This window comes from Novosphingobium sp. SG754, from assembly GCF_013149315.1.
GTDB lineage: Bacteria > Pseudomonadota > Alphaproteobacteria > Sphingomonadales > Sphingomonadaceae > Novosphingobium > Novosphingobium capsulatum.
The window spans coordinates 25,477-46,403 of the sequence record NZ_JABGCC010000014.1; the positions used below are offsets into that span (position 1 = coordinate 25,477).

22 protein-coding genes are annotated in these 20,927 nt (G+C 66.4%); 9 read left to right on the plus strand and 13 right to left on the minus strand.

The window, feature by feature from the left end; translation table 11 throughout:
* Position 1: 1 nt before the first annotated feature.
* The 3 genes from fumC to FHW97_RS20490 all read right to left on the minus strand — a co-directional run bounded on the left by fumC (position 2) and on the right by FHW97_RS20490 (position 2,086).
* Positions 2-1,381 carry a class II fumarate hydratase gene (gene fumC, locus FHW97_RS20480; RefSeq protein ID WP_022675182.1) on the minus strand — a complete coding sequence of 460 codons (1,380 nt, stop codon included), beginning with the start codon at positions 1,379-1,381 and terminating at the stop codon, positions 2-4.
* Positions 1,382-1,427: 46 nt separating this feature from the next.
* Positions 1,428-1,688: a hypothetical protein gene (locus FHW97_RS20485; RefSeq protein ID WP_022675183.1), complete on the minus strand. Its 261-nt coding sequence runs from the start codon at positions 1,686-1,688 to the stop codon at positions 1,428-1,430.
* A 92-nt stretch (positions 1,689-1,780) separates the two neighbouring features.
* Positions 1,781-2,086 carry a hypothetical protein gene (locus FHW97_RS20490; RefSeq protein WP_171799638.1) on the minus strand — a complete coding sequence of 102 codons (306 nt, stop codon included), beginning with the start codon at positions 2,084-2,086 and terminating at the stop codon, positions 1,781-1,783.
* Positions 2,087-2,191: 105 nt separating this feature from the next.
* On the opposite strand from FHW97_RS20490, the gene FHW97_RS20495 reads away from it, so the two are divergent.
* The 6 genes from FHW97_RS20495 to FHW97_RS20520 all read left to right on the plus strand — a co-directional run bounded on the left by FHW97_RS20495 (position 2,192) and on the right by FHW97_RS20520 (position 7,659).
* Positions 2,192-3,394, plus strand: coding sequence for a cation:proton antiporter (locus tag FHW97_RS20495; protein WP_022675185.1), 1,203 nt, complete (start codon positions 2,192-2,194; stop codon positions 3,392-3,394).
* A gap of 24 nt (positions 3,395-3,418) precedes the next feature.
* Complete coding sequence (locus tag FHW97_RS20500; protein ID WP_022675186.1) at positions 3,419-3,898, plus strand: DUF3592 domain-containing protein; 480 nt, start codon at positions 3,419-3,421, stop codon at positions 3,896-3,898.
* 72 nt (positions 3,899-3,970) lie between these two features.
* Positions 3,971-5,773 (plus strand): DNA helicase RecQ, encoded by a 1,803-nt coding sequence (gene recQ / locus FHW97_RS20505; RefSeq protein ID WP_171799655.1) that lies wholly within the window; start codon positions 3,971-3,973, stop codon positions 5,771-5,773.
* Between the two features lie 181 nt (positions 5,774-5,954).
* The gene (locus FHW97_RS20510) at positions 5,955-6,893 is read left to right on the plus strand and encodes a hypothetical protein (RefSeq protein WP_043608310.1); all 939 of its coding nucleotides are present in this window, start codon (positions 5,955-5,957) and stop codon (positions 6,891-6,893) included.
* Positions 6,894-6,930: 37 nt separating this feature from the next.
* Positions 6,931-7,290: a hypothetical protein gene (locus tag FHW97_RS20515; protein ID WP_171799639.1), complete on the plus strand. Its 360-nt coding sequence runs from the start codon at positions 6,931-6,933 to the stop codon at positions 7,288-7,290.
* A gap of 69 nt (positions 7,291-7,359) precedes the next feature.
* Positions 7,360-7,659, plus strand: coding sequence for a hypothetical protein (locus tag FHW97_RS20520; protein WP_054132376.1), 300 nt, complete (start codon positions 7,360-7,362; stop codon positions 7,657-7,659).
* 70 nt (positions 7,660-7,729) lie between these two features.
* Here FHW97_RS20520 and ribA read toward each other — a convergent pair whose 3' ends face one another.
* From ribA to FHW97_RS20560, 8 genes are all read right to left on the minus strand, one after another.
* A complete protein-coding gene (gene ribA, locus FHW97_RS20525; protein WP_171797624.1) occupies positions 7,730-8,806 on the minus strand; it encodes a GTP cyclohydrolase II in 1,077 nt (358 codons plus the stop codon).
* A complete protein-coding gene (locus FHW97_RS20530; protein ID WP_022675645.1) occupies positions 8,803-9,594 on the minus strand; it encodes an exodeoxyribonuclease III in 792 nt (263 codons plus the stop codon). The genes ribA and FHW97_RS20530 overlap by 4 nt, the downstream gene beginning before the upstream one ends.
* 455 nt (positions 9,595-10,049) lie before the next feature.
* Positions 10,050-10,712, minus strand: a complete 663-nt coding sequence (locus FHW97_RS20535; RefSeq protein ID WP_022675644.1) for an outer membrane lipoprotein carrier protein LolA — start codon at positions 10,710-10,712, stop codon at positions 10,050-10,052.
* Positions 10,713-10,847: 135 nt separating this feature from the next.
* Positions 10,848-11,015 carry a 50S ribosomal protein L33 gene (gene rpmG, locus FHW97_RS20540; RefSeq protein WP_011446825.1) on the minus strand — a complete coding sequence of 56 codons (168 nt, stop codon included), beginning with the start codon at positions 11,013-11,015 and terminating at the stop codon, positions 10,848-10,850.
* 182 nt (positions 11,016-11,197) lie between these two features.
* Positions 11,198-11,476, minus strand: a complete 279-nt coding sequence (locus FHW97_RS20545) for a hypothetical protein (protein ID WP_022675643.1) — start codon at positions 11,474-11,476, stop codon at positions 11,198-11,200.
* 38 nt (positions 11,477-11,514) lie between these two features.
* Positions 11,515-11,781: a GlsB/YeaQ/YmgE family stress response membrane protein gene (locus FHW97_RS20550; protein ID WP_022675642.1), complete on the minus strand. Its 267-nt coding sequence runs from the start codon at positions 11,779-11,781 to the stop codon at positions 11,515-11,517.
* A 187-nt stretch (positions 11,782-11,968) separates the two neighbouring features.
* Entirely contained in the window at positions 11,969-12,784 is an 816-nt protein-coding gene (locus FHW97_RS20555) for an undecaprenyl-diphosphate phosphatase (RefSeq protein ID WP_022675641.1), read from the minus strand.
* 116 nt (positions 12,785-12,900) lie between these two features.
* Entirely contained in the window at positions 12,901-14,622 is a 1,722-nt protein-coding gene (locus FHW97_RS20560) for an ABC transporter transmembrane domain-containing protein (protein ID WP_051146280.1), read from the minus strand.
* A 388-nt stretch (positions 14,623-15,010) separates the two neighbouring features.
* Here FHW97_RS20560 and FHW97_RS20565 point away from each other — a divergent pair, with 388 nt between their 5' ends.
* On the plus strand, positions 15,011-16,291 hold the full coding sequence (locus FHW97_RS20565; RefSeq protein WP_171799656.1) for a polyhydroxyalkanoate depolymerase: 1,281 nt from the start codon (positions 15,011-15,013) through the stop codon (positions 16,289-16,291).
* A gap of 63 nt (positions 16,292-16,354) precedes the next feature.
* Here FHW97_RS20565 and FHW97_RS20570 read toward each other — a convergent pair whose 3' ends face one another.
* Together FHW97_RS20570 and FHW97_RS20575 are read right to left on the minus strand one after the other, a co-directional pair.
* Positions 16,355-17,713, minus strand: a complete 1,359-nt coding sequence (locus tag FHW97_RS20570; RefSeq protein ID WP_171799640.1) for a putative O-glycosylation ligase, exosortase A system-associated — start codon at positions 17,711-17,713, stop codon at positions 16,355-16,357.
* Positions 17,706-17,912: a hypothetical protein gene (locus FHW97_RS20575; RefSeq protein ID WP_171799631.1), complete on the minus strand. Its 207-nt coding sequence runs from the start codon at positions 17,910-17,912 to the stop codon at positions 17,706-17,708. The genes FHW97_RS20570 and FHW97_RS20575 overlap by 8 nt, the downstream gene beginning before the upstream one ends.
* Positions 17,913-18,019: 107 nt before the next feature.
* Between FHW97_RS20575 and FHW97_RS20580 the strand changes: the two genes are divergently transcribed.
* Together FHW97_RS20580 and FHW97_RS20585 are read left to right on the plus strand one after the other, a co-directional pair.
* Entirely contained in the window at positions 18,020-19,288 is a 1,269-nt protein-coding gene (locus tag FHW97_RS20580) for a TIGR04063 family PEP-CTERM/XrtA system glycosyltransferase (protein ID WP_168353157.1), read from the plus strand.
* Between the two features lie 94 nt (positions 19,289-19,382).
* Entirely contained in the window at positions 19,383-20,798 is a 1,416-nt protein-coding gene (locus FHW97_RS20585; protein ID WP_171799641.1) for a hypothetical protein, read from the plus strand.
* The last annotated feature ends 129 nt before the right edge of the window (positions 20,799-20,927 follow it).

The following is a 20,927-nucleotide window of genomic DNA, read 5'->3' on the forward strand; positions in this document are numbered from 1 at the left end:
TTCACACCATGTCCTGCGGCCGTACCAGGCGGTCGAACATGGCTGCGTCCACCAGGCCCAGCGCCAGCCCGGCCTCGCGCAAGGTCAGTCCCGCCGCATGGGCGTGCTTGGCGATCTTGGCGGCATTGTCATAGCCGATTTCGGGGGCCAGCGCCGTTACCAGCATCAGCGAGCGATCGACCAGTTCGGCAATGCGGCGCGTGTTGGGCTCGATCCCGTCGACACAGCGCACGGCAAAGCTTTCCATGCCCACGGCAAGCAAGTGAACCGAGCGCAGCACCGCCGCGCCGATCATCGGCTTGAACACGTTAAGTTCCAGATGCCCCTGCAGGCCGCCCAGCGTCACCGCCTGATGGTTGCCGATCACTTGCGCGGCCACCATGGTCAGCATCTCGCACTGCGTGGGATTGACCTTGCCGGGCATGATCGAACTGCCCGGTTCGTTGGCCGGCAGGTCAAGCTCGCCCAGGCCAGACCGCGGGCCTGACCCCAAGAGCCGGATATCGTTGGCAATCTTGGTCAGCGCCACGGCGAGCGTCGCCAGGGTGGCGGAAAACTGCACCAGGGCATCGTTGCTGGCTAGCGCTTCGAACCGGTTTGGCGCCGGGACAAAGGCATGGCCGGTAAGGTCGGCCAACTGAGCGGCCATCGCCTCGGCAAAGCCCTCTGGCGCATTGAGTCCGGTGCCCACCGCCGTGCCGCCCTGGGCGAGGCGCAGCAGGTGCTCCTCGGCATGGCGCAAGCGCTGATGGGCATCGCGCAATTGCTGGACATAGCCGGAAAATTCCTGCCCCAGCGTCAGCGGCGTGGCATCCTGCAGATGGGTGCGCCCGATCTTGACGATCCCGGCCCATTCGCGCGCTGCCGTGTCGAGCGATCCGGTCAGCAGGTCGAGGGCCGGGAGCAGTTCGCGGTTGAGCGCAACCACCGCTGCCACGTGTAGCGCGGTGGGAAAGCTGTCGTTCGACGATTGCCCGCGGTTCACATGGTCGTTGGGGTGCACCGGGCTCTTGCCGCCGCGCGTGCCGGCCAGTTCCTCGTTGGCGCGGCCGGCAATCACCTCGTTGACGTTCATGTTGCTCTGGGTGCCACTGCCGGTCTGCCAGATCACCAGCGGGAACTGGTCATCGTGATGGCCGACCACCACTTCGGCGGCGGCCTTTTCGATGGCATCGGCGAGCCGGGCATCGAGCCCATGGGCGCGGTTGACGCGGGCGGCAGCCTGCTTGACCAGGGCCAGGGCGTGGACGATGCCGATCGGCATGCGCTCGCCCGCGCCGAACGGGAAATTCTCGATCGAGCGCTGGGTCTGCGCGCCCCAATAGGCGGTATTGGGCACCGGGATCGTGCCGATGCTGTCGCTTTCGATGCGGGTGGTCATGCCGGGGTCCTTTCGCGGCGCCGGGGCGGCGTGGACCCCGGTGGTGTCAAAGTGGGCGGTGGGTTGTGGCGGCCTGGGCGCGGCGCTGGAGAAAGCGGGCTTCGACCGTGGGGCCGGCCTGTTCGGCCAGAAGGGACAGCGCGGCATGCAGGCCGCGCTCGGCCAGGCGATCCACCGCCTGGTCGGGCGCAATGCCCAACTCGCGCGCCAGATCGCGGATCGCGCGTGCCATCTCGATGAATTCCAGTTCGCTCTCGCGTGCCGCGCGCCATTCCGCCGAAGGGGAAAAGCTGTGGTGCATATCCATGCCGTTGCTCCTGCCGTTGTTGCCGGACAGAGGCTAGCAGTTGCCGGACGGGCAGGGCTTTAAGGGAGGGCATAGGCATAATGCGGAGGGGCTTAACCCAGCCGCACGGGCGAGGGATCGCCATGGAGCGCGATCAGGTCTGCGCGTGCCCTGGCCCTGGCCCGCAGGAATGCGCCCTCCACCGCGTCGGCGCTCTGCCCCGCCTGCCGCGCGATCATGGTTAGTGCGCTGGCAAGACCCTGCTCGACCATGGCGTCAAGCAAGGGGCGCGGATGCAGCGCGCGGTCGGCCGCCATCGCCTTGAGCGCGCGCACCGTTTCGGCAAATTCGAACGCGGTGAGGCGTGCGGATTCGTATTCCTCCTTGCGCTGCAGTGCGTTTCGCAGATCAAACACCATGGCGGTCGCTCCTCTTGCACCCACACGATACTGTGCCAGATGGAGCCCGCCTTGACCCACGGCAAGTGTGCCGGGGCATTTTGGGGGTAGGAGCGGGGCATAGCCATGGGCACCAGTGAAATCTTCCTGATCGCGTTGACGATCATCCTGGCGGTGCCATGGCTGGTCTGGCGCGTGTTCAACCGTGATGATCATGCGCCGCTGGTGGTGGTGCAGATCGTGGGCGGCATCCTGCTCGGGCCGGGCGTGCTCGGCGCGCTTTATCCCGGCTATTACGCGTTCGTGTTCAATCCGCAGGTGATCGGCGCTCTCAACGGCGTGGCCTGGTGGGCGGTCAGCCTGTTCGTGTTCATCGCCGGGGTGGAACTCGATCTGGCCGATGCCTGGGGCAATGCCCGCGAAACCCTGATCACCGCCAGTTGCGCGCTGCTTACCCCGCTGCTGCTGGGCGCGGTGGCGGCGGCCGCGCTGCTCACCGTGCCGGGCTGGCTTGGCCCCAAGGGCACCTGGGGGCAGGGTGTTGCCGGCATCGGCATGGCCTGTGCCGTTACTGCGCTGCCGATCCTGGTGCTGCTGATGGAAAAGCTCGGCATCTTCCGCACGGCGCTGGGCCAGCGCCTGCTGCGCTATGCCAGCATGGACGATGTGGCGATCTGGGGCGTGCTGGCGCTGATCCTGCTGGATTGGCAGCGCATCGGGCGCCAGGGCCTGTTCCTGGTGGTGTTTGCCGTGGCGGCCTGGGGCGTGCGCCGGCTGATGGACCGTGTGCGTGAGGATGATCGCTGGCATATCGCACTGGTCTGGCTGGCGGCGGTGGGTTTTGCCGCCGATTGGTCGGGGCTGCATTTCATGGTGGGCGCGTTCCTGGCCGGTGCGGTGCTTGACGCGCGCTGGTTCGAGCAGGGGCGGCGCGACGCGTTCCGCCATTTCCTGCTGCTGGCGGTGATGCCGGTGTTCTTCCTGTCCACCGGCCTGCGCACGCAATGGGGCCAGGTCGGCGGGCTGGGCCTGGCCGCGGTGCTGGGCGCGGCGGTGTTGCTGCTCGTGGCTTCGGTGGCCGGCAAGCTGATCGGCGTGCACCTCGCTGGCCGCATCCTGGGCTGGAAAAAGGGCGAGGCCAGCGTGATCGGCTGGATGCTCCAGACCAAGGCGCTGATCATGATCATCTTCGTCAACGTCCTGCTCGACAAGAAGATCATCACGCCCGAAGCGTTTACGGCGCTGCTGCTGATGGCGGTGTTGAGCACGATGCTGACCATGCCGATCGTCCGGCCCAAACTCAAAGGGCTGGCGGCAGCAAATTCTTGACGGATTGCCGCTAGGACAGGGGCCATGGCCGATTTCCTTGTCCTGGCGGCACTGGCGTGCTGGCTGTTCTTCGTATTCTGCGTGTGGCGGGCGCTGTGCCTGTTCGGCACCTGGTGTCCTGCGCCGGCAATGGTCTGGCGCAGCGACTATAGCGAGGGCCAGCAGTCCGAGGATTTCTGGTCTTTGGGGATGACGATGTTCACCTCGCGCGGATGGAACTGGCGCGATGGCGACGATACCCGCTATATCGAGGACGAAATCCGCTTTCGCGACCAGGACGGGATCGAGCGGCGCGCCCTGGTGCATCGCTGGGTCCACCGCGGGTGGAAGCCAGCGGGCGCCTATACCGTGTGGTATGATCCGGCCGATCCCACGCGCGCCACTGTGCTCGGCCCGTTCACATGGGGCGCCTGGGGCCTGCTTTCGCTGGTGCTGCTGTTCGTGGTGGTGCAGATGATCAGGACGATCGGCCTGCCGCCGATGCTGGCGGGCCTGTTGGGCTAGCCCTTCTGCGTTAGGCGCTTGGGCTAGCCGGGTGCGCCCCTATCTGCCATAGGCGGCGGCGTGACTGCCGTTATGCCCGATCTTTCGCCCGATCTTGATGCCGCGCGCCAGCGCCTGGCGCAGGTTTTCGGCTTTTCCGGCTTTCGCGGGGTGCAGGACCAGGTGGTGGGCCGCGTGCTCGGCGGGCGATCCACCCTGGCGGTCATGCCCACCGGGGCGGGCAAGTCGCTTACCTATCAATTGCCAGCGGTGATGCTGCCGGGCACCTGCGTGGTGGTTTCGCCGCTGATCGCACTGATGCACGACCAGTTGCGCTCGGCCACCGCCAACGGCATCCGCGCCGCCGCGCTGACCAGCGTGGACACCGACCGCGAATGGACGATCGAGCGGTTCCGCAATGGCGAGCTCGACCTGCTCTATGTCGCGCCGGAACGCGCCAGCCAGTCCCATTTCCGCGAGCTGCTGGGCAAGGCGCCGCTGGCGCTGTTCGCGATAGACGAGGCGCACTGCGTTTCGGAATGGGGCCACGATTTTCGCCCCGATTACCGCCTGCTGCGCCCGATGATGGACGCGTTTCCCGATGTGCCGCGGCTGGCGCTGACGGCCACGGCCGATCGCCACACCCGCGCCGATATCCTCGAACAACTCGGCATTCCCCACGATGGCCTGATCGTGGCCGGGTTCGATCGCCCCAACATCCAGTATCGCATCGCCCCGCGCGACAATCCGCTACGCCAGTTGACCCGCTTCATTGCCGAAAATCCCGGCCCCGGTGTGGTCTATGCCCCCACCCGCGCACAGGTGGAAAAGCTGGCCGAGCAACTGGGCGAAACCGGCCGCAGCGTGCTGCCCTATCACGCCGGGCTGCCGGCTGAAACGCGCGCGGCCAACCAGGAAGCTTTCGTCACCAGCGAAGACATGGTGATCGTGGCAACGGTGGCCTTCGGCATGGGCATCGACAAGCCCGACGTGCGCTTTGTCGCCCATGCCGGCCTGCCCAAGTCGATCGAGGGCTATTACCAGGAAACCGGCCGTGCCGGGCGCGATGGCGATCCCTCGGTGGCGCTGCTGCTGTGGGGGGCAGACGATTTCGCGCGCGCGCGCCAGCGCCTGGCTGAAGTGGACGAGACCCGCCGCCAGGGCGAGCGCACCCGCCTGGATGCGCTGGCTGGCCTGGTCGAAACCCCGGCCTGCCGCCGCGCCGTGCTGCTGCGCCACTTTGGCGAAGATCCGCCGGCCTCGTGCGGCAATTGCGACAATTGCCTCGATCCGCCAGGGCTGACCGATGCCACCGAGCTGGCGCAGAAGCTGCTGTCGGCAGTCTATCGCACCGGGCAAAGCTATGGCCTGGGCCACCTCGAAAAGGTGCTTACCGGCGTGGCCGATGAACGCGTGACCGCGCGCGGCCACGATCAGCTTTCGGTGTTCGGCATCGTTCCGGCCGATCAGGCGCCCTTGCTCAAGGCGCTGGCGCGTGCACTCCAGGCGCGCGGCAGCCTGTTGCCGACCGAACATGGCGGCCTGGCGCTGGGCGGCGATGCGCGTGAAATCCTCAAAGGGCAGGCGCGGGTCGACGTGGTGCTGCCGCCGCTGCGCGAACGTGGCGGCGGCCGGCGCCGGGGCAAGGCCGGCAGTGGTGCCGCGCTCAATCCCGTGGGTGATCCGCTGTTCGATGCACTGCGCGCGCTCCGCCGGGAAATCGCGCAGGAAGCCAATGTGCCGCCCTATGTGGTGTTTCACGATGCCGTCCTGCGCGAAATGGCAGCGGCGCGGCCCACGTCGCTGGCTGAAATGGCGGCGATCGGCGGCGTCGGCGCACGCAAGCGCGATGCCTATGGTGATCGCTTCCTCGCCGTGATTCGCGCGCACCTCTAGTTGGGACCATCGGCCTGATGGCAGGGTGTGCCCCGCTTCGGCACAGCGGGCGCTGGAACCTAAATGGACGGTCAACCATTTTTCGCTAGGCTGCCTGCAATTGGTGGGGAGCCGAGTGAACGCCATGTTGACCGAAATACAAACCCGCCTGAGCCGGCACCGCACGTTGCGGCAGCGTCTGATGCTCCTGTCCGTGGCCGTTCTCGCCGCGATCCCTGCTGGTGCCCTGCTGGCGCAGTCAGCGCCCGGTGGCGCTCCATTCACTGTGGTCGAAACCGGCAAGGGGTATGACCATCTGCAGGATGCGATCAATTCGCTGGGCGAGGGCGACGGCACCATCCGCATCGCGCCCGGCACCTGGCACGATTGCGGCGTGCAGCCCCATGGCAATGTGACGTATGTCGCGGCCGTCCCCGGCCAGGCGATCTTCGATGGCAAGGTGTGCGAGGAAAAGGCCGCGCTCGTCATGCGCGGGCAATCGATGCGCGTGGAAGGACTGGTGTTCCAGAACATGCGTGCGTTTGATGCCAATGGCGCGGGTATCCGGCTCGAACGCGGTGACCTGACCGTGCGCGAGGCCTGGTTCCGCGATAGCGAGCAAGGCATTCTTTCCGCCAACTTCCCCGCTGGCCACGTGGTGATCGAACAATCGACCTTTACCCGGCTAGGCCGCTGCGATCGTGGGCTGTCCTGCGCGCATTCGCTCTATTTCGGTGACGAGGCCAGCGTCGTGATCCGCCGCAGCCGCTTCGAGCAGGGCACCGGCGGCCATTACGTGAAAAGCCATGCCGGCCGCATCGAAGTGACCGATTCGAGCTTTGACGATAGCCGCGGGCACACCACCAACTACATGATCGACCTGTCGATCGGCGCCACGGGCCTGATTTCAGGCAACTGGTTCGTCCAGGGACGCGACAAGGAAAACTACAGCACGTTCATTGCCAACGCCGCAGAAGGGCATGAGCACAGCGCCGATGGCCTGACTATCACCGGCAACACCGCGCGGTTGGTGCCCGGCCTGTCGCGCCCGACAGTGTTTGTGGCAGACTGGTCTGGTGACCGGATCACCGTGGGCAACAATGCGCTTGGCCCCGGCATCGCCCGGTTCGAGCGGCGCTGACCTTGCCCTGCGGCGTCACGTTCCCTAGGTTGCCCGCGTGTTGAACCGGTTGCCCTTGCATCTGGCCGGCCGCCTGTGGGCGGCACTGCTGGTCCTGACGATTGCCCTGAGCGCCTTGGCGCCCGGGGCAGCGCCGGTTGCGCTGCGCAGTGGTTCGGCCTTTTCGGTCGATACCGTGGAAGTGGCCGTGGCCCCGGCCCGGCCGCAGGTGGCCGTGGCACGCATGGTGGCGTTGCCACCCGTGCCGCTCCTGCTGGCGATCGCCGTGGTGCTGCCACTGCTGGTGGTGCCGATGCTGGCCCGCCAAGCCCAGGCGACGCCACCTGCCACCGGGCCGCCATTGCCCACTGCGCCGCTGCGCGCGCCTGGAACCCCGCGGGCCCCCCCGCACGCCTGACAAAAACCATGATCGCCCTGCGCTCTCGGTGGCGCGGGCCTGTACCGTTTTTGCCAGGATACCAGAGAAATGACCATTCAGACCCAGAGCGCCACGGCGCTCGCCCGCCGTGCGCATGTCGAAGCCCTGCTTGCCGCCTATCCCGATGTCACGCCCGAGGAACACGGCATGCTCGTCCACTACTTCAAGCGCGAGGCCAATGCCCTCGATGTGGGGATGATCGCCAGTAACGACACGATCGGGCGCGGCTATGCCCGCTTTCGCGCCGATCACCTCGATCGCTTTACGCTGGCCGATCTGGCCAAGGGCATTGCCGGTACCGCGGTGTTTGTGTTGTGCGTTGGGCTGGTGATGTTCCGCGCGTTCTGATCAACACGAAAAGCCCCCTCTTCTTTAGAGGAGGGGGTTGGGGGTGGTGGAAACCCAGCCCACCGAGCCGTTACTTCAGCAAGTGCCCGGTGCGATCGCGCTTGGTTTCGAGATAGCGCGCGTTGTGCGGGTTGGCCGGCAACTGGTGGGCGACCCGTTCCAGCACGGTTACGCCCAGCGCTTCAAGCGCCGCGACCTTGGCCGGGTTGTTGGTCATCAGGCGGATCTGCCGTGCCCCGATCAGGTCCAGCATCCGCGCCGCCACCGGAAAATCGCGTGCTTCAGAAGGCAGGCCCAGGCGTTCGTTGGCATCGACCGTGTCAAAGCCCTGGTCCTGCAACTGATAGGCGCGCAGCTTGTTGATCAGGCCGATGCCGCGGCCTTCCTGGCGCAGATAGAGCAGCACGCCCCAGCCACCCTGCGTCGTTTCGGCGGCCATCCGTGCCAGGGCGGCCTGCAACTGCGGGCCGCAATCGCATTTCAGACTGCCAAGGATATCACCGGTCAGGCATTCGCTGTGCAGCCGCACCAGCGGCGGCACGGCATTGTCCTGTTGCCCCACGATCAAGGCGACATGCTCGCGCAGATCGTCACGGGCGCGAAAGGCGATGATCTCTGCCTCTTCGCAAGCATCGACCGGCAGGCGCGCGCGCGCCTGGATCGTGAGATTGAGCGGGTCCTTGAATTGCGCCAGATCGGCCGCGGCCACGGTTTCGGCCACGTCGATCCCGCTGCCGACCAGGAATGCGGGTAGGATGCCGGCGAGCCGCGCCAGTTCCATCGCGGCTTCGGCGCCGGCCAGCGACGCGATCGGGCTGGCGCGAAATGGCCCGCGCAACGGGCTGGCGAGATCGTGTGCCGGATCGGCCAGATCGCGTGCGTTCGCCAGTGTGAACGGTTCGGCTGCGTGAATTAGTACCGGCGCATGGGGCACGGCGGCGTGGCGCTGGTTCGCCAGCTTGAGCGTGGCGGCGCGTGCGGCCGAAATCAGCATCTGCGCGGCATAGAGCCCGGGCTGGGCAAAGCCGGTTTCGGCCGGCAGCAGATCCAGCGCGCCGGCCGCATCCGTTACGCGGATCGCCCAGCCGTGGCGCAGGGCATCAAGCGCCCGTGCCACCCGGCGCGTGGCAGCCGCCGGCGTGGTCAAAGGGCAAACTCGGTGATCAGCGGCACGTGGTCGGAAGGCTGGTCCCAGCGACGGGTCTCTTCCACGAAGCGGTGCGAGAGCGATTGCGGCGCCAGGTCTGGCGAGGCCCACATATGATCGAGCCGACGGCCCTGGTCCTTTTGCCGCCAATAGGAGCGATAGGACCACCAGGAATAGTTGCGTTCCGGCGCGGGAATGTGCTTGCGGCCCAGGTCTACCCAACCATGGGCATCGGCAAAGCGCTGCAGCGTTTCCACCTCGATCGGCGTGTGGCTCACCACCTTGAGCAGCGCCTTGTGGTCGTAGACATCCTGCGGCAGCGGGGCGATGTTGAAATCACCGACGATCAGCGTGGGGCGATCGATCTTGTCGGCCCAGCGCGTCATCCGCTCCAGGAAATCGAGCTTCTGGCCGAACTTGGGATTGAGCGCGCGGTCGGCGATATCGCCACCGGCCGGGATATAGACGTTTTCCAGAATCAGGCCCTGGCCGGCGCCGAGCAGTTCCACGCCGACATGGCGCGCCTCGCCATTGTCCTGCCAATCGTGCCGGCTGAACTCGCGCAGCGGCAGGCGGCTGACCGTGGCCACGCCGTGATAGCCCTTCTGTCCGTGGATCGCGCGATGGGTATAGCCCAGGCTTTCGAACACCTCGTGCGGGAACAGGTGCTCTGCCACCTTGATCTCTTGCAGGCACAGCACATCGGGCTGTTCCGCTTCCAGAAAACGCACGACCTGATCGGCGCGCAGGCGGACGGAATTGATATTCCAGGTGGCGATCGAAACCATGGCAGCGCTTTACGATCGCCCGCCCACCCCGGCAAGGCGGATAAACATCCCCTGGTCCAAGGGGTTTTTTGTGGCGTTGCGGGGATGGCCGGGCGAGCGAGAATGGCGCCCGGCGAGAACCGGCGCGCAGCGACCTTCAAAGGTCGTGAGCACCGGAAGCGCAGCCGGGTGCCGTTCGCAGCCGCCCGGACGCCCCGCAACACCACAAAAAAGGAAAACCCTCGGACCGGGGGCAATGGTCCGAGGGTTCCATGTGCGTTCGTCACGCGGTCGACGAGAGGTTGAAGTCAGATCGGGCAACAGGGGGGAAACCCGTCTTGTCCGTCTCGTCTGAAACCGTTCTAGGGGCGGGCCGCTTGCTGCCCGATGAACGGAAGGGTCTGGTTGTTCGCAAAGTGTCGCAGAGGGTCTGGTAACGATGATGAACCGTTCGCCCGCTGCGGCCAGCGGGTGCATCAATGGCGGATTTGCGGGCGCGGGTCGTTGAAGCGGAAGGTGTTGGCCGGGACCGGCACGCCATATTGCTGGTTCGACAGGCGAATCGTGGTGCGCTGGTTCTGCGAATCGAGCGCCACCCAGCTATCGAGCTGCAGCCCGCCCGGCGCGCCGGGCTTGCGGACCATGATCATGGTCATCGTGCCATATTCGGGATGGCGCGGATCCTTGATTTCCAGGCTGACAACGTCGGGGTTGGTGGTGGGCAGCAGGCGGGCATAGCGCGCCACGTCCTTGTCCGGGTTGAGCAGCGCGCCCAGCGGGCTGTTGCGAATCGGCCAGCGCGACACCTGCCGCACTTCATAGTCGATCACGGTCAGCGCCGCGCCATCCGACACGATCAGTAGCGGCACGCCCGGCTGGTACTGAAAGCGGATCTTGCCGGGGCGCTGCAGCGTGACCGTGCCGGTCAGACGCTGGCCGTTGCGATCGGTCTGCACGAAATCGGCGCGCATCGTCGAAATCGCGCGCAGTGCGGCAACAGCGCGGTCGACATCGTTGGCAGGGGCTGCTGCCGGCGCAGCGGGGGCGGCCAGCGCGGTGGGCACGCCCGGCGAAACGAAAAGTGCGGCAGCCAGGCCGGCAATCGGCCCGGCGCGCAGGATCTTGGTCAAGCTGTTCATCGCCACTCCTTGAGGCAGTCGCATTGAACTGCCCGTGAACCTTTCGGTTCCGAATCGCCCCGGCGGCAGCCGAAAACACAAAAGGCCGGAGACAAGCCCCGGCCTTGTGCATGTTCTGGCAGGAAAGCCTTCAGATCACTTGATCTTGGCTTCCTTGAATTCCACGTGCTTGCGCACCACCGGATCGTACTTGCGGAAAGTCATCTTTTCGGTGGTGTTGCGCGGATTCTTCTTGGTGACGTAGAAGAAGCCGGTGTCTGCGGTCGAAACCAGACGAATCTTGACGGTAGTTGGCTTTGCCATGGGCTTGTCCTAAAATCCTTCTAGGCGTCAGCGCGCCGCTTGCTCAAACAAAACGGGCGGCGCGCGCCGCCCTGACAGGGGGCCGCCATTGCGGGAGGCGGCCGTGAAAGTCAAGCCTTGTAGAAAGGAAACGGGGCGCCAAGGCTGATGCCTGGCGCCCCGTTTCCTTTGTCCGCGGGAGATCAGTGGGCCTTTTCGGCCTTTTCCGCGTTTTCCTTGATCGCCGAAGCTTCGTCCTTGCCTTCGGCGCGAACGGCATCGGCCTTGCTGTTCATCTTGTCAGCGGCAGCGCCGGTAGCGTCGGCGGCCTGCGAATCGATGGCGTCGGCAGCAGCGTCCGACTGGGCAGCAACGGCGTCAGCCGTCTTGTCGGCAGCCTTTTCCTGCTTGCTTTCGCACGCAGCGAGGCTGAGGCCGAGCGCGGCGACGGGCAGAACGAGGGCGTACTTGGCGAACTTCATAACGGGCTCTCCCTGTTAGTTTGGCCGGAATGGCCGGCTCAGCGCACCGAACCGCGGCGCACGAGATTGACAATGGCCAGAAGGATCAGCGCGCCGAGGAACGAGACCACCAGGCTGCCGGCCGAGATGCCGTTGGTGATGCTGCCGCCGCCGAGCAGCGGGCCAAGCAGGAAGCCGCCGAGCATGGCGCCGACGATGCCGACGACGATGTTCAGGAAAACACCCTGCTGGGCGTCAGTGCGCATGACGATGCTGGCAAGCCAGCCCAGAACGCCGCCAACGATCAAGAGAACGATAAGGCCCATGACGGTTTACCCCTTTGTTGTTGCCACGAGTGGCTGTCTGGGTGGGATAATTCGCCACGCGGGGGTTGGTTCCGCATTTGCGACAGAACGTTGCGTGATGCTCTTGAAGGCCGTGAAAAACCCCGCCGCCCGGGTGGGCTGCGGGGTTATCGGCAATGTCATTGGCAGGGGCAGAAATGCGCGTTTTTTAGACGCCGAGCAACCACACCAGTGCGCCGGCACCGATCACGATGCGGTACCAGGCAAAGGGCGCAAAGCCGTGGCGGCCGATATAGGTGACGAATAACTTGATCACCACCAGCGAGACGAGGAACGAGACCACGCCGCCCACGGCGATATCGCCCCATCCCACGCTGGCCGCGCCGCTGGTCAGTTCGTGGCGATTGTCCCACAGCTGCTTGGCGGTGGCGCCGAACATTGTCGGAACGGCCAGGAAGAAGCTGAATTCTGCCGCCGTCTTGCGGTTGATGCCCATGGACAGCGCGCCCATGATGGTGGACGCCGAACGCGACATGCCCGGGATCATGGCCAGGCACTGCATCACCCCCACGGCCAGCGCCTTGGGTAGCGGCAGCTTGCTGACCGGCTGGTATTCGCCCTGCCGCGAGAGCCGCTCGATCACCAGGATCAGCACGCCGCCCACGACCAGCGCGGCGGCGACCACTGCCGGGGTCTCCATCAGCACGTCGATCTTTTTCTTGAGCAGCACGCCCAGGATCGCCGAGGGGATGAATGCCACCAGCACGTTGCGCACGAAGTGCAGCGAATCGGGATCGGCCCGCAGCGCCCCCTTGGCGACATCGACGAAAGTGCGCCAATAGAGCACCACCACCGCCAGGATCGCCGGCAGCTGGATCACCACGTTGAACACTTCCCATTCCTTGGCGTTGAAGCCGAGGAGTTCGGTGGCGAGGATCAGGTGCCCGGTGGAGGAAACGGGAAGGAACTCGGTGAGGCCTTCGACGATGCCGAGAATGACGGCAGTAATGGTGTGGCTGTCCATGGGCACCCGACTTGCCGCAGTGCAGCACTGCTTTCAAGCCGTTCCATGCATTGCCCACATGGCAAATCGGTAACCTTGGCGCCGGCAGCGGTACGAAAGAGCCGTGGCGCTGGCGCTCAGGCCCCTTCGAACTGCATGCGGGCAAGCCGGGCATAGAGCCCGTCGGCGGCCATCAGGCTGGCGTGGTTGCCTTGTTCCACGATCCTGCCGCCATCCATCACGACGATGCGATCGGCCGCGCGCACGGTGGCAAGGCGGTGGGCGATGACCAGCGTGGTGCGCCCCTGCATCAGGTGATCGAGCGCATCCTGCACCAGGCGTTCGCTTTCGGCGTCAAGCGCGCTGGTCGCTTCGTCGAGCAGCAGGATCGGCGCATCGCGCAGCAGCGCGCGGGCAATGGCCATCCGCTGGCGCTGCCCGCCTGACAGGCGCGCACCGCTTTCGCCCAGGAACGTGTCGAGCCCCTCGGGCAGGGCTTTCAGAAATTCCTCGGCATTGGCGGCGCGGGCCGCCGCCCAGATCGCCTCGTCGGTGGCGTCCCACGCGCCATAGCGCAGGTTGTCGCGCGCGCTGGCGGCAAACAGCACTGCTTCCTGCGGCACCAGGGCCATACGTGCGCGGATTTCCGAAGGATCGGCCTGGGGCAGCGGCACGCCATCGATGCGCACCACGCCGCCCTGCGGATCGTAAAACCGCTGCGCCAGCAGGAACAGCGTGGATTTGCCAGCGCCCGAGGGGCCGACGATCGCCACCGTTTCACCCGGCTCCACCGTCAGCGAGAAATCGGCCAAGGCGGAAATCTCGGGCCGGCTGGGATAGCGGAAGGCCACGTTCTGGAACGCCAGCGCGCCGCGCGGCGGGCTCGGCAGCGTGATCGGTCGCGCCGGCGGGGCGATATCGGGCTGTTCGAGCAGCAGTTCGTTGAGCCGGCCAGCCGCACCCGCGCCGCGCAGCAGATCGCCATAGACCTCGGTCAGGGCGCCACACGATCCGGCGACGATGCCGCCGGTCAGCACGAAGGCGGCGATCGTGCCGCCGGTCAGCGATCCGTTGGATACGCCCAGCGCGCCCTGCCACATCAGGGCGGTGATTCCTCCCATGACCAGGAAAATCACCACCGCGGTCATCACTGCGCGGATCAGGATGCGGCGGCGCGCGGTATCGAACGTGCGCTCCACCGCGCCGGCAAAGCGCGCGCGTTCGCGGCCTTCCTGGCCGAACGATTGCACGATGCGGATCGCGCCCAGCACTTCGGCGGTCATCGCGCCGATATCGGCGACGCGATCCTGGCTCGATCGCGAAACCTTGCGCAGGCGGCTGCCGAACCAAGCGATCGGAAAGATCACCACCGGAATGCCGATGACCAGCCCGGCGGTCAGCTTGGGCGCCAGGAAGAACAGGTAGATCAGCCCGCCCAGCGCGGTGATGGTGTTGCGCAGCGCGATTGAAACGGTAGTGCCCACAACCTGCTCGATGATCGCCGTGTCCGACGTCATCCGTGAAGAGATTTCCTTGGGGCTGTTCGTCTCGAAAAAGGCCGGCGGCAGGCGCAGCAGATTGGATTGCACACGGGCGCGGATATCGGCCACGACCCGCTCCCCCAGCCACGATACGTAGTAAAAGCGGATGGCGGTGGCAAAACCGAGCACCACCACGATCAGCAGCAGGGTGTGGAACGCCTGGTCGATCACGCCGGGTTGGGCGTGGGGGCCAAAGGCTTGGTCGACGATGCCCTTGAAGCGGGCGGGAATGGCAATGGTCGCGGTCGAGGTGGTGACCAGCGCGATCAGCGCGGCGGCGACCTGGCCAGGATATTTGATCGCCTCGCGCCAGATCATGCGCAGCGGGGTGAGGCGGCGCGGCGCGGGCGGCACGGTGAGGGTTTCATCCGCGTCCGCCGGCGCGCCTAGGGCCGGTGCGGGCGCCTGCCCAACGGCAGGGTTGGAGCCGGGGGCGGGCATGTCCGGCGCGGGCCGTTCCTGGGGAACCTCTTCCATGGGGCGGACCTAGCCGATGGCGCGCCAGACCGGAAGGGGCCTTGCGTGCACCAGGCCATGTTCCCATCTGTTGTGGACTGATTACCGCGCGCCCTGTCCATGATGCTGCATTGCAGCCAGCGCGATTCGCAGGCACTATCGCGGCAAGGGACGCATGATTGCCGCGCTGCGCCACGCCATGCCGGCGGGCCGCGCGCGGCGGGCAGCGGATAGAAAGGCAAGTATCCACGTGCTGTACAAGGCTTATGAAATCCAGCGGTCGCTGATGAATGCGAGCAGTGCCTGGGCCTCGATGATGGCCGACCTGCTCAATGATCCGCGGCTGCCCTTTTCCGCCTATGGCCCCAACCAGACCATGGCTTCCGCGCTCGACGTGTTTGCTCACGCCACCGCGCCGCGGGGCAAGCCGGCGTTCGGGATCCGCACCATCCAGGTCGATGGCCAGGTGCACGCGGTGCACGAAACCACCGTGGTGCATCGCCCGTTCGGCGATCTCAAGCGCTTTACCCATGATGGCCTCGGCGCCGATGCGCCGCGCTTGCTGCTGGTGGCGCCGATGAGCGGGCACTATGCCACGCTGCTGCGCGGGACGGTGGAACGCCTGCTGGAACGGGCCGAGGTCTACATTACCGACTGGGCCGACGCAAAATATGTGCCGCTGGCCGAAGGACACTTCAATCTCGACGACTACATCGACTATCTTATCGGCTTTTTCGAGCATATCGGCCCGGGCACGCACATGATGGCAGTGTGCCAGCCTTCGGTGCCGGCCTTTGCCGCCACGGCGGTGCTGGCCGCGCAGAAGCATCCCTGCCGCCCACTGACGCTGACGATGATGGGCGGCCCGATCGACACGCGCGAGAGCCCCACGGCGGTCAACGATCATGCCGTGACCAAGCCTTACGTCTGGTTCAAGCACAACGTCATCACCACCGTGCCGGAAAACTATCCCGGCGCCGGACGGCAGGTCTATCCCGGCTTCGTCCAGCTCACCAGCTTCATGTCGATGAACCTGGGCAGCCACATGATGAGCCATTACAAGCTGTTCCAGCACATGGTGCAGGGCGCGGAAGAAAGCGCCGAGGCGACCAAGACGTTCTACGATGAATATCGCTCGGTCTGCGATCTGCCGGCCGAATTCTATCTCCAGACGGTGGACGTGGTGTTTCAGCGCCACGCGCTGCCGCAGGGCGAATTCATCCATCGCGGCCAGCCGGTTGACCTGGGCGCGATCACCGATACCGCGATCCTGTGCATCGAGGGGGAGCGCGACGATATTTCCGGCATCGGCCAGACCCGCGCCGCGCTCAACGTCACGCCCAACCTGCCGGCCGACATGAAGCAGTACCTGCTGGCGCCCGAAGTGGGCCACTATGGCATTTTCAACGGCTCGCGCTGGCGTAAGAGCATTGCCCCGGTGATCGAGGCATGGATGGCCCGCTTTGCCACGCGCGACGATGCCGCCGACGGCAAGCCGCGCCGTGGGCGCAAGCTGGCCGCCGTAAATTGAACTGAGCCGTTCTGCACCGCCGGCGCTTCTGTCGCGTCGGCGGTGTTTTCGTGGGGCTGGGCCTCAGGCCTGGGCAGGGATCGCCCGGCGCTGTACGAACGGCACCGGCGCGGCCCTTCGCACCCGGCCGATATAGGCCGAAAGCCCGCATTGCAGCCCCACCAGCATGTAGCAGAACGGCTGGAACGCGATGCCGACGAAGGTCGAGCCGACGAGGTAGCAGATCTGCGCCTGTTGCAGCGCATCGGCCAGCGGCGAAACCCAGGCAAATCCTTCGGGCGGGTCCTTGCGATAGCGCCGCCGGATCAGTTCCATCTGGAACACGCCCATCAGGTGCAGCAGCAGCCACAGGGCAAGGCCGGGGTAGCCCTGCTCGCCCAGCATCTCGAAATAGGCCGAGTGATAGGCGCGGCCCTTTTCCTCGATATGGTCGGTCTCGATCGCGGCGTTGTTGGCGCCGGCATAGTCAGCCTTGACCGTGTCATAGCTCACGCTGTTCTGGCGAAAGGCGTCGAAGCCGCCGCCGAACGGGTGAGTCTTGGCAAATTCGATGGTCCATTTCCACACCGCCACGCGGGTGGAAGCAGATTGGTCGGCCTGGTGATTCTTGATCGTGCCCATGCGCTCGGTAAAGCTCGACGGCAGCAGCGGCACCGCGATCAGCGCCCCGGCACAGACGATGCTGATATAGAGCATGCGCCGCCGGGTGGAGCGCAGCATCATCACCGCCAGCACTGCCGCGCAGATCAGCCCGGTGCGCGCCTGGGTGCCCACCGGCATGAGCAGGCAGGAAAAGCAGATGCCGGCGGCAAACAGCTTGGCCTTCCAGTCCGGCTTGAAGATGGTGCCGTGATTGGCCAGCCATAGCGCCAGGGGAATGACGCACATCGCCACGGTGGAAATGATCGAGCCTTCATAGAGGCCGGTATTGTCGTTCACCAGCAGGCGCAGTTCGCCATAGCCGCCGCCCGAGCTGAGCGTCTTGATCCCCCCGCCGATGACGATCACCCCCACCGAGAGCACCATGGTCAGCGTCAGCGCCTCGATGCGCAGGCGGGTGCGCAGGGTCAGCGGCAGGAACAGCGCGAAGATCAGCGCTTTCCACACCCAGTCCCACTTCGCCGCCGCCTCTCCCGGGAAATCGGCGGTGCGGGTGGTGAGGCCGCAATAGACTAGCAGCAGGAGCAGCACGAACTGGCGCGGCGAGATGCGTATGCCGTTCTTGTCTTCGGCCACGATCCAGCCCAGCAGGGCGCAGGAAAACGCGATCAGCGAGATCGGGATGTGCGTAAGGAAACCCCAGCTGACCTTCTGCGGCGCGACGATATCGATATAGGCATAGGCCATCACGAACAGGAACGGCCGCTTGAGCCCGGCGCCCAGGAACGCCAGGCAGAACGCCGTGAAGAACAGGTCAAGCATCGCGCCCGGTCCTGTCGGGGGTGTTCGCATTGGCCTGGGCACCGTCGCTATCGGGGCGTGGGCTGGGGCGCCGCCCCATCAGCGGCTGGCGGCGATTGGGCAGGGCGGGGTCATCGTCCAGATCGGCGCGGTGGACGAGCTTCCAGATCATCAGCGCCATCAGGATATGCGGCACGAAGATGGTAATCTTGTCGATCATCGTTGCGCGCCGCCTGCCATAGCCGCCGGGAATAGTGCCGCAGGGTTGACGCCGCGTTAAGCGAAGAATTTGCAGCGCGTTAAGGCTTGCTGTGCCAAGCATCGGGGATGGCCCGGATTCTCCACGTCCTCGATCACTCCCTGCCGCTACACAGCGGCTATACCTTTCGCACGCGCGCGATCCTCAAGGCGCAGGAAGGCCATGGGCTGGAAGTGCGCGGGCTGACTGGCCTGCGCCACGGTGTCTCCCCGACTGAACCCCGGCCCGAACCTGCGCCGGGCAGCGCACCGGGCGATGACCTGGAAATCCATGACGGCCTGCGCTTTCACCGCACCCCCGGCGTGGCCTCTGGCCCGCCGGGGGTGCGCGAATGGCGCGAGGCCGGGGCGCTGGCGGATCGCATCGTCGACCTGGCGCGCCAGTGGCGGCCCGACGTGTTGCATGCCCACAGCCCGGCGCTGTGCGGGCTGGCCGCGGTGCGCGCCGGCCGCCGCCTGGGGCTGCCGGTGGTCTATGAAATCCGCGCGTTCTGGGAAGACGCTGCCGTGGGCAATGGCACTGGCCGCGAGGGATCGGCGCGCTATTGGCTCACCCGGCAACTGGAAAACCGCGTCGTGGCGGGCGCCGATGCCGTCGTCACCATCTGCCAGGGCCTGAAGGATGATCTGGTGGCACGCGGCGTGGCCCCGGCCAAGATCACGATCATGCCAAACGGCGTCGACCTTGCTCTGTTCGGCACCCCGCCCGCGCCCGATGCCGCCTTGCGCGCGCAGCTCGGGCTGGGGGAAGGGCCGGTGATCGGCTTCCTTGGCAGCTTCTACCCCTATGAGGGTCTCGACGACATGATCGCCGCCATGCCGGCGATCGTGGCCGCAGTGCCCGGCGCGCGGCTGTTGCTGGTGGGCGGCGGGCCAGCGGCAGATGCCCTGCGCGCCCAGGCTGCGGCCAGCCCGGCTGCCCATGCCATCCATTTCGTCGGTCGCGTGCCGCATCACGAGGTGGACCGCTATTACGCGTTGGCCGACGTGGTGTGCTATCCGCGCAAGGCCATGCGCCTGACCGACCTGGTTACGCCATTGAAGCCGCTGGAGGCGATGGCCCAGGGCAAGCTGGTGGCGGCGAGCAACGTGGGTGGGCATCGCGAACTGATCGCTGACGGGCAGACCGGCACGCTGTTTGCGCCCGACGATCCGGCCGCGCTGGCCCAGGCCATGGTGGCGCTGTTCGCCCGCCGCGCGCAATGGGACGCGCAGCGCGCCGTGGCCCGCCGCTTTGTGGAAACCGCGCACGATTGGGCCGCCAACGCGGCGCGTTATCTTCCCGTTTACCAAGGCCTGATAGCCCAAGGGCTAGACACGCCTGGCCTGGCTGCCTGAATTGTCAGGATATTGGCTTTGGCGCAGGCTTGGGCAAAGACCGATTCGCGCCGGTTCGATGCGCAGGTGGTTGTACAAACGGGGGTAAGCACAGGTGACCAAGACCAAGCGCAAGGCCAAGGCCAAGCCGATCACCGCCCATCGCCTGTTTCCCGCCCTTGCCGCGCTGTGGTTTGCCGCGCTGTTCGGCTTGGCCAGCTTTGCCGTTCCGGTCGAACTGCTGCAGCGCGTGGTCGTTGCCAGCGGGCTGCCCCATCTCGTTGCGGCTGCCGCGCCGCCGCTCGGTTTTACCGCGCGCGCGCTGGTGGCCTCGCTGCTGACCGGTCTGGGCGGCGTCATCGGCCTGGCGCTGGGCCTGCGTCTGAGCGCCCGCCACCGGGTGGCGATCGATCCCGCCACTTGGGCCGAAGTGCAGGATGATGCGCCGGTCGCGCCTCGGGTGCGCGCGCGCGATGCCCATCCCGACGCCCCGCCGCGCCGCCCCCTGGTGGTGAGCGCGGACATGATCGATGAATCCGAAACCGCGATCCTGATCGATGAGCCCGCCAGCACGCTGCCGCGCCTGCGCCCCCTGGCGGCCGATGATGCGCTGTCGGCCGAGCTGGCCCCGGCGGCCTTCGATCCCTTTGCGATCTACGAGAACGAGGAAGAACCGGCCGACCTGTTCGTGCCGCCCGCGTTCCTGACGGTAGCCCGCGAGCAAGCGGCGCCCCGCGAAGAAGCCGTGGAAGCGCCGACTGAAATGCCGATCGTCGCTGAGGCAGAGGCGGACGCCGTGCCTGCGGCACAACCTGAAGTCGAAACGGCAGCCGCAGCTGAAGCCGAAGCCGAAGCGCAGGCAGAACCGGATGCTGTGAAAGAAGCGGACGTTGCAGCGCACGATCCCGCCCCGGTGGCGATGGCATCGCCCGCGCTGACGCCGTTGCTCTTTGCCAAGGCGCGTGACGCGATGGGGGAAAATGGGCCTTCGCCGGTCGCCCAGGCCGATCTCGATGGTCTGGGGCTGGTGCAACTGGTCGAGCGGCTGGCGCTGGCGATTGCCGACCACCGCCGCGCGCTCGACAGCGTCGCCGACGATCTGGCCGGGCTGGACGGCCGCGACGTGCGCGCCATGCCGCGCCCGTCGCGCCTCGGTGCGGCAGATGCTGACAGCACCGACCGGGGCCAGCCCGAAGGCGCGGTGCGCGAAGAACGCTATTCCTCGCTGCTCGACATGGCCGCGGCCGTCCGGCGGAGCGATCCGGCGCGCCATTTCCTCTCTGGCCGCGGTGCTGCATCGCCGCAGCCGGTTGTGATCTTCCCCGGCCAGGGCCGCGCCCAGCGTCCGGACGGTGATGAGGTGGCGAGCGCTGCTCCGGCGCCGTTCGAGCGGCCCTATCTGGCTGCCGTTCCCACCCGTTTTCAAGCGGTTGAGGACGAGGCCGAGGATGCCCCGCGCGATGCCGCCAGCACCGAACAGGCCCTGCGCGATGCCCTCGCCACGCTGCAACGGATGACTGCCCAACGCTGATGCTGTGATCGCATCGCCCTGCTGCGCTGCGACATTTCGGCATCGCATCCGTATTTCCCGGCACGGTTTCCCGTTTGGGTGGTCCTGACCGGTTGCAAAATAACTTTCCAACAGTCATGGGGGACTCTC

What these genes read in the sequence shown, in the direction of transcription:
- FHW97_RS20490 (WP_171799638.1), bottom strand. Translation starts at nt 2,086, where the DNA reads ATGGTGTTTGATCTGCGAAACGCACTGCAGCGCAAGGAGGAATACGAA.
- FHW97_RS20560 (WP_051146280.1), bottom strand. Translation starts at nt 14,622, where the DNA reads ATGATCTGGCGCGAGGCGATCAAATATCCTGGCCAGGTCGCCGCCGCG.
- rpmG (WP_011446825.1), bottom strand. Translation starts at nt 11,015, where the DNA reads ATGGCAAAGCCAACTACCGTCAAGATTCGTCTGGTTTCGACCGCAGAC.
- FHW97_RS20500 (WP_022675186.1), top strand. Translation starts at nt 3,419, where the DNA reads ATGGCCGATTTCCTTGTCCTGGCGGCACTGGCGTGCTGGCTGTTCTTC.
- FHW97_RS20550 (WP_022675642.1), bottom strand. Translation starts at nt 11,781, where the DNA reads ATGGGCCTTATCGTTCTCTTGATCGTTGGCGGCGTTCTGGGCTGGCTT.
- recQ (WP_171799655.1), top strand. Translation starts at nt 3,971, where the DNA reads ATGCCCGATCTTTCGCCCGATCTTGATGCCGCGCGCCAGCGCCTGGCG.
- FHW97_RS20530 (WP_022675645.1), bottom strand. Translation starts at nt 9,594, where the DNA reads ATGGTTTCGATCGCCACCTGGAATATCAATTCCGTCCGCCTGCGCGCC.
- FHW97_RS20570 (WP_171799640.1), bottom strand. Translation starts at nt 17,713, where the DNA reads ATGCTTGACCTGTTCTTCACGGCGTTCTGCCTGGCGTTCCTGGGCGCC.
- FHW97_RS20545 (WP_022675643.1), bottom strand. Translation starts at nt 11,476, where the DNA reads ATGAAGTTCGCCAAGTACGCCCTCGTTCTGCCCGTCGCCGCGCTCGGC.
- FHW97_RS20555 (WP_022675641.1), bottom strand. Translation starts at nt 12,784, where the DNA reads ATGGACAGCCACACCATTACTGCCGTCATTCTCGGCATCGTCGAAGGC.
- FHW97_RS20510 (WP_043608310.1), top strand. Translation starts at nt 5,955, where the DNA reads ATGCTCCTGTCCGTGGCCGTTCTCGCCGCGATCCCTGCTGGTGCCCTG.
- FHW97_RS20495 (WP_022675185.1), top strand. Translation starts at nt 2,192, where the DNA reads ATGGGCACCAGTGAAATCTTCCTGATCGCGTTGACGATCATCCTGGCG.
- FHW97_RS20485 (WP_022675183.1), bottom strand. Translation starts at nt 1,688, where the DNA reads ATGGATATGCACCACAGCTTTTCCCCTTCGGCGGAATGGCGCGCGGCA.
- FHW97_RS20580 (WP_168353157.1), top strand. Translation starts at nt 18,020, where the DNA reads ATGGCCCGGATTCTCCACGTCCTCGATCACTCCCTGCCGCTACACAGC.
- FHW97_RS20535 (WP_022675644.1), bottom strand. Translation starts at nt 10,712, where the DNA reads ATGAACAGCTTGACCAAGATCCTGCGCGCCGGGCCGATTGCCGGCCTG.
- FHW97_RS20575 (WP_171799631.1), bottom strand. Translation starts at nt 17,912, where the DNA reads ATGATCGACAAGATTACCATCTTCGTGCCGCATATCCTGATGGCGCTG.
- fumC (WP_022675182.1), bottom strand. Translation starts at nt 1,381, where the DNA reads ATGACCACCCGCATCGAAAGCGACAGCATCGGCACGATCCCGGTGCCC.
- FHW97_RS20520 (WP_054132376.1), top strand. Translation starts at nt 7,360, where the DNA reads ATGACCATTCAGACCCAGAGCGCCACGGCGCTCGCCCGCCGTGCGCAT.